General features: G+C 58.7%; 9 protein-coding genes. 8 read left to right on the top strand and 1 reads right to left on the bottom strand.

The genetic code is table 11. The annotated features are described in order from the left end of the window. From ACIOZM_RS00260 to ACIOZM_RS00240, 5 genes are all read left to right on the top strand, one after another. Window positions 1-1,254 (top strand): glutamine synthetase family protein (locus tag ACIOZM_RS00260; protein WP_401208031.1); only part of this gene is annotated, 1,254 nt, incomplete at its 5' end. Window positions 1,255-1,410: 156 nt separating this feature from the next. Next, a complete protein-coding gene (locus ACIOZM_RS00255; RefSeq protein WP_401208028.1) occupies window positions 1,411-2,499 on the top strand; it encodes a polyamine ABC transporter substrate-binding protein in 1,089 nt (362 codons plus the stop codon). Continuing rightward, window positions 2,496-3,797 (top strand): NAD(P)/FAD-dependent oxidoreductase, encoded by a 1,302-nt coding sequence (locus tag ACIOZM_RS00250; protein WP_401208025.1) that lies wholly within the window; start codon window positions 2,496-2,498, stop codon window positions 3,795-3,797. Before ACIOZM_RS00255 ends, ACIOZM_RS00250 begins: the two co-directional genes overlap by 4 nt. Before the next feature lie 516 nt (window positions 3,798-4,313). After that, the gene (locus ACIOZM_RS00245) at window positions 4,314-5,969 is read left to right on the top strand and encodes an intermembrane transport protein PqiB (protein ID WP_401208023.1); all 1,656 of its coding nucleotides are present in this window, start codon (window positions 4,314-4,316) and stop codon (window positions 5,967-5,969) included. A gap of 17 nt (window positions 5,970-5,986) precedes the next feature. Beyond that, on the top strand, window positions 5,987-6,538 hold the full coding sequence (locus ACIOZM_RS00240; RefSeq protein WP_401208021.1) for a membrane integrity-associated transporter subunit PqiC: 552 nt from the start codon (window positions 5,987-5,989) through the stop codon (window positions 6,536-6,538). Here ACIOZM_RS00240 and ACIOZM_RS00235 read toward each other — a convergent pair. Then, window positions 6,496-7,809: a sensor histidine kinase gene (locus ACIOZM_RS00235; protein ID WP_401208019.1), complete on the bottom strand. Its 1,314-nt coding sequence runs from the start codon at window positions 7,807-7,809 to the stop codon at window positions 6,496-6,498. The two genes, ACIOZM_RS00240 and ACIOZM_RS00235, sit on opposite strands and share 43 nt — an antisense overlap. Before the next feature lie 505 nt (window positions 7,810-8,314). On the opposite strand from ACIOZM_RS00235, the gene ACIOZM_RS00230 reads away from it, so the two are divergent. From ACIOZM_RS00230 to ACIOZM_RS00220, 3 genes are all read left to right on the top strand, one after another. After that, window positions 8,315-8,803 (top strand): histidine phosphatase family protein, encoded by a 489-nt coding sequence (locus tag ACIOZM_RS00230; RefSeq protein WP_401208016.1) that lies wholly within the window; start codon window positions 8,315-8,317, stop codon window positions 8,801-8,803. A 287-nt stretch (window positions 8,804-9,090) separates the two neighbouring features. Beyond that, window positions 9,091-10,812, top strand: a complete 1,722-nt coding sequence (arnT, locus tag ACIOZM_RS00225; RefSeq protein WP_401208013.1) for a lipid IV(A) 4-amino-4-deoxy-L-arabinosyltransferase — start codon at window positions 9,091-9,093, stop codon at window positions 10,810-10,812. Then, window positions 10,809-12,356 carry an ArnT family glycosyltransferase gene (locus ACIOZM_RS00220; protein ID WP_401208011.1) on the top strand — a complete coding sequence of 516 codons (1,548 nt, stop codon included), beginning with the start codon at window positions 10,809-10,811 and terminating at the stop codon, window positions 12,354-12,356. The genes arnT and ACIOZM_RS00220 overlap by 4 nt, the downstream gene beginning before the upstream one ends. The last annotated feature ends 21 nt before the right edge of the window (window positions 12,357-12,377 follow it).

The following is a 12,377-nucleotide window of genomic DNA, read 5'->3' as shown; positions in this document are numbered from 1 at the left end:
GCACCGACCAACAAATTCCTGCATGAGCGAGGCATGCGCCTGCCGGAAAGTGTGCTGCTGCAAACGGTAACCGGGGATTTTGTCGACGACGACATCTACTACGACCTGCTCGACCCGGCAGACATCGACATGGTCTGCAAACCCGTCGCCGATGCGGTGTACGTCATCCCGTGGGCCATCGAACCGACGGCCATCGTCATCCACGACACCTTCGACAAGTTCGGTAACCCGATCGAACTGTCGCCGCGCAACGTGCTGAAGAAAGTCTTGCAGCTCTACACCGATAAAGGCTGGAAGCCGATCGTTGCGCCGGAAATGGAGTTCTACCTGACGCAGCGCTGCGAAGATCCGGACTTGCCACTCAAGGCGCCGCTGGGTCGTTCCGGCCGTGCGGAAAGTGGTCGCCAGTCGTTCTCCATCGATGCCGCCAACGAATTCGATCCGCTGTTCGAAGACGTCTATGACTGGTGCGAACTGCAAGGTCTGGACCTCGATACGCTGATCCACGAAGACGGCCCGGCGCAGATGGAAATCAACTTCCGTCACGGCGACGCGCTGGATCTGGCGGACCAGATCACCGTGTTCAAACGCACCCTGCGCGAGGCGGCACTCAAGCACAACGTCACCGCAACCTTCATGGCCAAACCGATTGGCGATGAGCCGGGCAGCGCCATGCACCTGCACCAGAGCGTGGTCGACATCGTCACCGGCAAACCGGTGTTCGCTGACGCCGACGGCCAGATGAGCCAACTGTTCCTGCATCACATCGGTGGCTTGCAGAAGTACATTCCAAAAATGCTGCCAATGTTCGCGCCGAACGTGAACTCGTTCCGCCGCTTCCTGCCGGACACCTCGGCTCCGGTCAACGTTGAATGGGGCGAAGAAAACCGCACCGTCGGCCTGCGTGTGCCGACCTCCGGCCCGGAAGCCATGCGCGTGGAGAACCGTCTGCCGGGTGCCGACGCCAACCCGTATCTGGCGATTGCTGCGAGCCTGCTGTGCGGCTACATAGGCATGATTGAAGGCATCGAGCCTAGCGCTGCGGTCGAGGGTCGCGCTTATGAACGCCGCAATCTGCGCCTGCCGATCACCATCGAAGACGCGCTGACGCAAATGGAAGAATGCGAAACCGTTGCCCGTTATCTGGGAGACAAATTCGTCCGTGGTTACGTCGCAGTGAAACGCGCCGAGCATGAAAACTTCAAACGCGTGATCAGCTCGTGGGAGCGTGAATTCCTGCTGCTGAGCGTCTAACCAACACCAACCCCCCCCTGTAGGAGTGAGCCTGCTCGCGATGGCGTCGGTACAGTCAGCATCTCTATGACTGACCCACCGCTATCGCCAGCAGGCTAGCTCCCACAGGGGAAAGTACCCACCTGAAAAACTCCAATAATTTGAAGAGGTGTCGATATGCGTCTATTGAAATCCGTGCTCCCGGTTGCTCTGACGGTTCTGTTCAGCGCTGTAGCTCAGGCTCAGCCACAAGTCAGCGTCTACAACTGGACCGACTACATCGGTGAAACCACCCTTGCCGACTTCCAGGCCAAGACCGGGATCAAGGTGATCTATGACGTTTTCGACTCCAATGAAACCCTCGAAGGCAAACTCCTCGCCGGTCGTACCGGCTACGACGTGGTGGTGCCGTCCAACCACTTTCTCGCCCGTCAGGTGAAGGCCGGCGCGTTCCTCAAACTGGATCGCGAGCAACTGCCGAACTGGAAAAACCTCGACCCGAAACTCTTGGCGCTGCTTGAGAAAAACGATCCGCAGAACGCGCACTCAGTGCCGTACCTGTGGGGCACCAACGGCATCGGCTACAACGTCGATAAGGTCAAGCAAGTGCTCGGCATCGATCACATCGATTCCTGGGCCGTGTTGTTCGAGCCGGAAAACATTAAAAAGCTGTCGCAGTGCGGCGTGTCGATGATGGACTCCGCCGATGAAGTGTTCCCGGCCGTCCTCAACTACATGGGCATGGACCCACGCAGCGAGAACCCGGAAGACTTCAAAAAGGCTGAAGCAAAACTGCTCAGCATCCGCCCTTACATCACCTACTTCCATTCCTCCAAATACGTTTCTGATCTGGCCAACGGCGATATCTGCGTTGCGTTCGGTTACTCCGGCGACGTGTTCCAGGCTGCCAACCGCGCCAAGGAAGCCAAGAACGGCGTGAATATCGCCTATGCGATCCCGAAGGAAGGTTCCAACCTGTGGTTTGACCTGTTGGCGATTCCGGCCGATGCCTCGAATGCCAAGGAAGCCCACGCCTTCATCAATTACCTGCTCGATCCGCAAGTGATCGCTAAGGTCAGCGCCTCGGTCGGTTACGCCAACCCGAACCCGGCCGCCAAGCAATACATGGATGCGGCGCTGGTGAGTAATCCAGAGGTTTATCCGCCTCAGGAAGTGCTCGACAAGCTCTACATTTCCACCACCCCGCCTCAAGCGATCATGCGTCTGATGACCCGGTCCTGGAGCAAAGTGAAGTCGAACAAATGAACCAGTACACCCAAGAACACGCACGCTCCTATTACGCCGCTTCGGCACGGGCGGGCACGCCCTACCCCGCGCTGGACGGTGATTTGAGCGTTGATGTCTGCGTGATCGGCGGCGGTTTCACCGGGGTCAACACCGCCATCGAACTCGCGCAGCGCGGGCTGTCGGTGGTGTTGATCGAAGCCCGGCGCATTGGCTGGGGCGCCAGCGGGCGCAACGGCGGGCAGTTGATTCGCGGCATCGGCCATGAAGTCGAAGGTTTCTCGCGTTACGTCGGCACTGAAGGCGTGCGTTACTTGCAACGGGCCGGGATCGACTCGGTGGACCTGGTGCGCCGGCGCATCACCGACAACGGCATCGACTGCGACTTGCGCTGGGGTTTCTGTGAGCTGGCCAACACCGCAGCGCAATTCGATGCGTTCAAGGAAGAACAAGTCAGCCTTGCTGAACTCGGTTATGAGCATCAGACGCGACTGGTCGAGCGCGGGCAGATTCGCCAGCAAGTCGTTGCAGCCGACGTTTATGCCGGTGGCCTGATCGACATGGGTTCCGGGCATCTGCACCCACTCGATCTGGTGCAGGGTGAAGCGCGGTTGGCGGCGTCCCTCGGCGTACGGATATTCGAGCAGAGCCCGGTGCTGGAACTGATTCACGGCGAAACCGTGCAGGTGCGTTGTGCCGGTGGCACGGTGCGCGCGGGCAGTCTGGTGCTCGGTTGCAACGCGCATCTGGACGAACTCGAACAGAAGCTCAGCGGCAAAGTGCTGCCGGCCGGCAGCTACATCATCGCCACCGAGCCGTTGTCGCAGGAGCGTGCTGAACAATTGATCCCGCAGAACCTTGCACTCTGCGATCAGAAAGTCGGCCTGGACTATTACCGGCTCTCGGCGGACCGGCGTTTACTGTTCGGCGGTGCCTGTCACTATTCCGGACGCGACCCGGCGGACATCGCCGCCTACATGCGCCCGAAGATGCTCAAGCTGTTCCCGCAACTGGCGGATGTGCGCATCGACTATCAGTGGGGCGGCAAGATCGGCATCACCGCCAACCGCTTCCCCCAGGTCGGGCGCCTCACGCAGCATCCGAACGTGTTCTATGCGCAAGGCTATTCCGGTCACGGGCTGAACGTCACGCACTGGTGCGCAAAACTGCTCGGTGAGGCGATTCATGCCGGTCACAGCCAAGGCATGGACGTATTCAGCGGCGTGCCCCACATGACCTTCCCCGGCGGCCCGGCGCTGCGCTCACCGCTGCTGGCACTGGGCATGTTCTGGTATCGCCTGCGCGAAATGCTCGGCTGACCTGCGCAACAGCTCCTGCACAGCCCCTTGTAGGAGCTCACGAGTGAAACGAGGCAGCGATCTTTTGATCCTGTTTTTCAATGGCAAGATCAAAAGATCGCAGCGTGCCGCAGCTCCTACAAGGGCAGCACGAAATACCTGTAGGAGCTCACGAGTGAAACGAGGCAGCGATCTTTTGATCCTGCTTTTTCAATGGCAGATCAAAAGATCGCAGCGTGCCGCAGCTCCTACAAGGGCAGTACGAAATACTTGTAGGAGCTCACGAGTGAAACGAGGCAGCGATCTTTTGATCCTGTTTTTCAAAGGCAAGATCAAAAGATCGCAGCGTGCCGCAGCTCCTACAAGGGCAGTACGAAATACTTGTAGGAGCTCACGAGTGAAACGAGGCAGCGATCTTTTGATCCTGTTTTTGCTCCGGCCCGCACGTTTATTTGCTCTATCGCGAAGCACTTCTATATTGATGGGGTGCTTTTGCGTTCCTGACGCTCATTGCCCAACACACCGAGGAGGACATGAATGAAGTCGTCAGCCGCCGACGAGCCACGAGCACCAGGCCAGGCCCCGATCAAGACCCGCCGTTTCAGCGTATCGCTGGTGTGGATCGTGCCGATTGTCGCGGTGCTGGTCGGCATTTCGCTGGTAGTGCATAACCTGATGCAGGAAGGACCGACCATCGTCGTGACCTTCAAGACCGGCAGCGGTCTGACCGCCAACAAAACCGAAGTGAAATACCGCAACGTGGTGATCGGCCATGTTTCGGACGTTGATCTGAGTGATGACCAGAAAAGCGTCAATGCCACGATCAAACTGGTCAAGCAGGCCGAGACCTTCACTCGCGAAGACTCACAGTTCTGGGTCGTGCGCCCGCGAATCGGTGCCGGTGGCGTGTCCGGTATCGACACCCTGCTGTCCGGCGACTACATCGGCGCCGACATCGGCCAGGCCAATGGTCGTGCCAAACGTTTCAACGGCCTGGAGAATCCGCCGCCGATCACCTATGGCGAGCCGGGTAAACGTTTTATGTTGCACGCCCCGGACCTGGGATCGCTGGACATCGGCTCTCCGGTTTACTACCGCAAAATTCCGGTCGGCCAAGTCGTGACCTACGCCCTCGATCCTGATGGTAAAGGCGTGAATATCGAAGTGTTCATCCATTCGCCCAACGATGCCTTTGTCACCGAAAACACCCGGTTCTGGAACGCCAGCGGCATCGATATCAATGTCGGCGCCAACGGGTTCGCGGTGAAGACTGAATCGCTCTCGACATTGCTGGTTGGCGGCATCGCTTTCCGTGCCCCGGATTACAGCCCCAACGACGTCGTTGCAGCCGACGACAAAGATTTCGACCTGTTCGCCGACCAGTCGACCGCCCTCGCCCCTCCCAACGGCAAGGCGCAATACCTGAGTTTGCGTTTCGATCAGTCCTTGCGCGGCCTCAAGGTCGATGCCCCGGTGGAGTTTCTCGGCATGGAGATCGGCCGGGTGGTGGCAATCAATCTGGATTTCGACCCGAAAAAGCGCAGCTTCCCGCTTAACGTCGGCATCGTGATTTACCCGCAGCGTCTGGGGCAGGCCTACGGGAAGATGCTGACCACCTTCAAGCATGATCCCAACGACGAAGCCGCCGGTATTCGCCTGCTTGGCACGTTCGTTGACAACGGTTTGCGTGCCCAGGCCCGTAGCGGCAACCTGCTGACGGGCCAGTTGTACGTGGCGCTGGACTTCTTTCCGAAGGCCGAGAAAGTCGCCTTCGATCCGGCTGCCCGCCCGGTTGTTCTGCCGACCGTACCTGGCAGCCTCGAACAGTTGCAGGAAAAACTCGAAGCGGTGGTCGACAAGCTGAACAAATTGCCGGTGGATCGCATCGCCAGCAACCTCGACAGCAATCTGGTCGAACTGCGTAAAGGCCTGCAACAGTTCAATGCGAAAACCCTACCGGGCGTGCAGTCCACCCTCGCCGATGTCAGCAAGACCTTGCAGTCGGCCAGCTCGACCCTGGCCGAGGATTCGCCGCAACGGGAAAAACTCAACTCGACCCTCGACGAACTTGGGCGCATGTCGCGCTCCTTGCGTGAGCTTTCCGATTACCTGGGACGCCACCCGGAATCGTTGATCCGTGGCCGTCCCGACAACGCTGCGCCACTCGATCTGCAAGGGCCGCCGCGCAATTGAGCACAGGAGCTTTATTCATGGCTTTACCGCTGAAGTTCACCGTGCTCGCTGCTTGTCTGTTGCTCGGCGCCTGCCGCAGCGATCCGATCAGCTTTCACACCCTGACCCCGGTGCAACTGCCCAATACCCGCGCTGGCACGCAAATCCCCATCGAGGCGATCACGGTGCCGCCGCAGGTTGACCGGCCACAAATCGTCATCCGCCAGGGCAACAGTGGCCTGGCGATTCTGGAAACCCAATGGTGGGGAGCGAGTCTGGCGGATGAATTGCGCAGTGCGCTGACCGATCAACTGAGCAATGCCGGCGGCCGCGGCAACGTCTCGGTACGCCTCGACGTACAGCGCTTCGATTCGATTCCGGGCCAGTACGGACTGATCGACGTGAAATGGCGCTTGCGGCCGGTCGGCGCCACTGACAGCGGCTTGCTGACCTGCCGCTCAACCCTGCAAACGCCATCCGGCCCGAGCATCGACGATCTGGTGAGCGCTCAGCAGAACAACGTCAAACGCCTGGCCGCGTTGATCAGTCAGGCCGCTGGTAATCCCGGCGTTTGCCCGCCTGCGTCCTGAGTTGCCGGCATCAGCTCAACGATAAAGCGGCAGCCGTTGGGCTCGCGGGTGCTGAGTTGCACCTGCCATTGCTGCTGATTACAGATTCTCTGTACCAGCGAAAGCCCGAGGCCAAGCCCCTCGCCACGACGCTCGTCACCTCGAACAAACGGCTGGAACATCGCCTGACGTTGTTCTTCCGGGATACCGATGCCGCTGTCTTCGACCACAAAGCTGTTTTCACGCAGGGTCAGCCGCACGAAGCCCTTATCGGTGTAGTGCCAGGCATTGCGCAACAGGTTGCCCATGACTGACTGCAGAAACGTCAGGTTGTATTGCCCGCTGCCGCAGGTTTGCGCGTCGTAGATAAACTCAAGGCCTTTCTCGCGGATCAACCGCCCCCAGACCTCGACTTGCGCATCGGCAACATCCTTGAGCGTGCATGCCGATTGAATACCGACCTCTTCCGGTTTGCGCGCCAGCATCAAAAAGGTTTCCACCAACTGGCGCATTTCATTGCTGGCCCGGGCGATGCGCTGGACTTGCGCGGTCGAGCGCGCCTCCAGCGACGGGTTGGCCAGCAGCAATTCACAGGAACTGGCGAGCACCATCAACGGCGTGCGCAATTCATGGCTGACGTCGCTGGTGAAGAGTTTCTCCCGGCTCAATGTGTCGCGCAGCCGGCCCAGGGTCTGGTCGAAGGACAGCGCCAGCGCGCCCACTTCATCCGCCGCATAATCGGGGTGCAATGGCGGCGCCAGCTCGATCAGTTGATCACGATGGCGAACCTGTTGCGCCAGCCGGATCACCGGCGCCATCACCCGCCGCGCCAGCAACCTGCCGAGTGCGATGGCCAGCAGAATGCTGAGGATGAAACCGACGATCACCACGATGAACAACAACCGTTCACGCTGCTCCAGACTTTCCTGATCGCGCAGCAACACGTACTTGCGCCCGCCAACAGCCATGACCATTGCGTAGAAATCATCGCCGTCGAAGCGTATCTCCTGAAAACCGAACGGCAGCGCCGCCAGTTGCCCGGTGAGCGCCATCGTTCCTTGTCCACCCTCGAAAAAAAATAGCTCACTCTTTTCCGGTTTGTGGCTCCAGCGACTGATGTCATCCATCGCCAATAGCCGGCGCAACCCGCCGCTCAGGGTGGTGCTGGTCAGTTTGCGCTCCACTACGTGAACGGTGGCGACAATCCCCAAGGCAAACACCCCTGCGACGAGCGCGCTCATCAGGGCAAATACGATCACGATCCGTTTGGTGAGGTTTTGCTTGAGATCCATTCGCTCAGGTGACTCCACTGCTTGTGTCAAAAATGTGGGCAAAGACACCATGCTACTACGCCAGCCAAAAGGCAGCAGCTCCGCCCTGTCGACCGACGTGTGTTAAGTGCCACCCTGAAACAACAAGGGTATTTGAGTTTATTTATCAAATAGCCTTTTTAATTAAACCGCCCCACCCCTCGCAAATTTTTCACATGTTCTTCACCGCCCCGACACGACTCCGAACGTAGTGTTCAGCAACCATTCAAGTACACCTCCGTAAAGTTGCTCGCGTCATCAACCTTACGTTGCACTGAGTGAAAATTTCGCGATTCATAGGGGCAGCATCTTGGTTGAGTTAATACAACTAAACGTTCCATCTAAACGCTGGCATTTTTCTCGCCTGCGAATGCTGGTATTTGTTGCCTGCCTGACGATGGTAACGGCTCTGGTTAGCGGCTTTCTCATCATTACGAGATCGCCGACTGATCTGGGTCATGCGGGACATTCCGATACCGCCCAGTGGATGAGCGCCTGGAAGGCTGGCGAAATTGTTGCGCTGGTGCGCCACGAAGAGCGCTGTGACCGCTCGACCAATACTTGCCTGGGACCCGCCGACGGCATCACCAAATTGGGCAGTGATTCGGCTGCGAGCATCGGCCGTGGCTTCGTGAATCTGGGTATGCAGCAAGCGCAGGTGTTCAGTAGCCCGCTCACCCGCACGATGCAGACCGCTCAATACATGTTCGGTGAAGAGGCCGTTGCTCAAGACTGGTTGGAAATTTGCGGCCCGACCTTTCGCAATGACATTGCGGCGCACAAGACCGCCCAGCGCAATCTGGTGTTGGTCACCCACAGCGGTTGCATCAGTGACTTCGAAAAGCAGACCGGTTACCCCCACGCGATCCCTGCCGCTTACGGCAGCGCATTGCTGATGCGCATTGACGCACAAGGCAATCTGAAAGTGTTGGGCATTCTGAATCCCGACGCATGGGCACAATTTAAAAAGCTATAAACAGATTGTTTTAAAGAAACATGCGAACAGCACCCAGTGTTACTCAATCGACTGCGCACTAACTTGTAATAAATGATGTTTTATGCAGCCGGCTAATTGACATTTCCCGCTTTCAAGCTTGTCTTTGCAGGATGAACTTCGAGCTGGAAGCGCGCTAGTTCGCTGAATGCAGGAAAAGCCTGTAAGACATTTCGCACATGCACTCACTAAACCCAGTGACACCCTCGCGCAGGATTGCGTCGAGCGGTCATTGCAACAAGTACTCTGCTCTGCACCAAGGTCCAGTCATGACGTCTGAGAACAATCCGCTGCGCCACGCTGCCCGTCATTTACCCCGAACGCAGCAACCGTCAGCATTCGAGCGCCTCGCGATACCCGGTCTGGTACTGGCGTTCGTGGTGTTTTATCTGCTGCCGCTGATGTCCCACGGCCTGTGGATTCCCGATGAAACCCGCTACGGCCAGATCAGCCAGGAAATGCTCCTGAGCGGTAACTGGGTTGCCCCGCATTTCATGGGCATTCGCTACTTCGAAAAACCGATTGCCGGTTACTGGTTGATTGCCATCGGTCAGGCCATTTTTGGTGACAACCTGTTCGGTGTGCGCATTGCTTCGGCGTTGACCACCGGGGTAAGTGTCTGGCTGGCCTACCTGATGGCGGGTCGACTGTGGAACAACCCACGGATCAGTGCGGCCGCTGCGCTGCTTTATATGAGCTTCGGTCTGATTGCCGGCCAGGCCGGTTACGCCAACCTCGATCCGCAATTCACCTTGTGGGTCAACCTGAGCCTGGTGGCAGTGTGGTTTGCCATCGACAGTCGTACCCCGCGTGGCCGTTTGGGCAGTTGGGCGCTGTTGGGACTGGCGTGTGGCATGGGCCTGATGACCAAGGGCTTTCTCGCCCTGTTGCTGCCCGTGCTAATCGCCCTGCCCTACATGATCTGGCAAAAGCGTTTTGGCGAATTGCTGCGTTACGGCCCGGTGGCCGTCGTGGTTGCCGCACTGGTCAGCGTGCCCTGGGCGCTGGCGGTGCACGTGCGTGAACCGGACTTCTGGCGCTTCTTCTTCTGGCACGAACACATCCGTCGCTTCGCCGCTGGTGATGCCGCACAGCATGCGCGTCCGTGGTGGTTCTATCTGCCGCTGCTGTTTGCCTCCACCCTGCCGTGGGCCGCTCTGCTGCCTTCGACCCTAATTCGTACGTGGCGCGAAAAGCTTGAGCCGAAAACCGCGTTCCTCGCCCTGTGGTTCCTGCTGCCCCTGGTATTTTTCAGCCTGAGCAGCGGCAAACTGCCGACTTACATCATGCCGTGCCTGCTGCCGGTGGCCTTGTTAATGGCGCACACCGTGGTGAACTGGCTGGATAACCGCAATGCTCGCGTGTTGCGCGTCAATGGCATCATCAACACCGTGGTGGGGGTTATCGCACTGGTCGCGCTGCTCTACCTGCAAGCGACCCGCGAAATCTACGAAAACACCGAAATGTTCAGCCTGTCGCTTGGCTACATCGTGCTGATCAGCTGGATCATCGCCAACGCACTGCAAGTGCTGCGACCATTGACCTTGTGGGCCGCGCCTGCGCTGGGGATCGGCATGCTGATCGCGCTGCTGCCAGCGGCGATGCCGGCACGGATCGTCGACAGCAAAATGCCGGATCAGTTTATTGCCGAGCATCAACAGGCCTTGAACGAGACCTCGTCGTTGCTGAGTAACGATCTCGGCGCCGCGTCGGCTCTGGCGTGGCGTTTGAAACGTCCACAGGTGGACTTGTTCAACACCGTTGGCGAACTGAAATATGGCCTCGAAGACCCGGCCATGGCCGCGCGCAAAGTCAGCATGGATGGTGTCGGCCAATGGATGACCGAAGCGCGCAAGAAAGGCTCGGTAGGTGTCGTGATGCGGGTCAACAGCGTGCAAGAGGCGCAGGAGATCGAGTTGTTGCCGGTCGATGGCAAGCATTACCAGCGCGGTAACCTGGAAATCTTCATCTTTACTCAGAGCCAGCCATGACCTCGACTGCAAGTGATCGGCGGGCATTGCTGATTTTGCTCGCCGCCACAGCCCTGATGTTGTTGTTGGGGCTGGGCAGCCGCGAGTTGTGGGGCGCTGAAACGCGCTGGGCCAACATCGCTTTGCAGATGCTGCAAAGCGGCGACTATTTCGATCCGTACCTCAAGGGTGCGCCTTACTACGACAAACCATTGCTGTCTTACTGGCTGATCACCGCGACAAGCTGGCTGACTGGAGGCCTGGGCCACTGGTCATTACGCTTGTCGTCGGTCATCGCTGCGTGGTTCAGCGTGTGGCTGGTGTATCTGCTTGGCGAACAACTGTTCCGCAAAGGCACTGGACTGATCGCCGGGTGGATGCTCGCAACCACCTTCTACTTCGTGTTCTGGGCACGGGTCGCCACCGCTGACATCCTCACCGTGTGCGGCGTACTGGCGGCGGTCTGGTGGTACTGGCGCGGGCCGGATGACACCCGGTTATGGCGTTACGTGGTGTTTTTCGGGTTGATGTCGCTGACTTCGCTGTTCAAAGGCCTGATCGGTTTCATCCTCCCTGGACTGGTGTTGCTGCCGCATCTGCTGAACAGCGGCCGCTGGAAACAACATCTGAACCTGCGACTGTGTGCGGCGATACTGATTGCCGGCGCGTTTTACATGGTGCCGTTCCTGCTGTCTCACCTCTACGGCACGCCAAACTACGAGCAAAGCGGCCTGGGGCTGGTTTTGCGTGAAAACGTAGTGCGATTCTTCCAGCCGTTCGACAACATCGGCCCGATCTACACCTACCTTTTCTACCTGCCGGTGTACACCTTGCCGTGGGCGCCGTGCTGGATCATTGCGTTGTGGGTTGCCGTGCGTAACTGGCGGCACATTGAACCGGACACCCGCAGGCTGATTCAGGGCCTCGCCCTGCTGATGCTGTTTTTCACCGCCAGCGGCAGCCGACGCAGTTACTACGTGCTGCCACTGGTGCCGTTTGCACAATTGCTCGGCGCATGGTGGATCACCCGGAGGATGGAAGCGCGCGATAGCCAGGGACGCGGATGGAAAATCGGCTTCGCGGTGGCAACGGTCTTTCTGGTTGGCATATTGGGTGTTCTGTATCCATGGACCAACAGCGGTGGCGGCGCGATCCGTTTCGGCGAAACCGTGCGCGAACAGGCCAGCCACCAGGCGCCGCTGAATCAATGGCGGATGGTCATGATTGAAGTGGACAACAAAGTGCCGATGTACCTGCAAACCGGCGGTGCACCCTTCTATTACGTGGCGGAAACCGAGGACTTCCCGCGCACTGGCGACTCCGCTGCGATGTTCGCCTGGCTCGAACGCACCAGCGGTCAGCATTGGGACCCGCAACGCACAATTATTGTTGCGCAGTACCGTAACGGTGACGCCATGCCGCTGAATTACCTGGGTGTCGATCACACCGCCATTACCACTACGCCCACCCGTGGCGAACAGGTCTTCCATGGTCGCGAGGATCAAAGCGTGGCGTACCTGCCGCGCCCAATGACGCAAAAAATGCTCGTTCAATCTTCTGAATAACGACGTTGTATGACGCACGGC

Source organism: Pseudomonas sp. NPDC087346 (genome assembly GCF_044744235.1).
Lineage (GTDB): Bacteria > Pseudomonadota > Gammaproteobacteria > Pseudomonadales > Pseudomonadaceae > Aquipseudomonas.
Note: the sequence above shows the minus strand (reverse complement) of the source record. Positions and strands in the feature narration are given on the sequence as shown.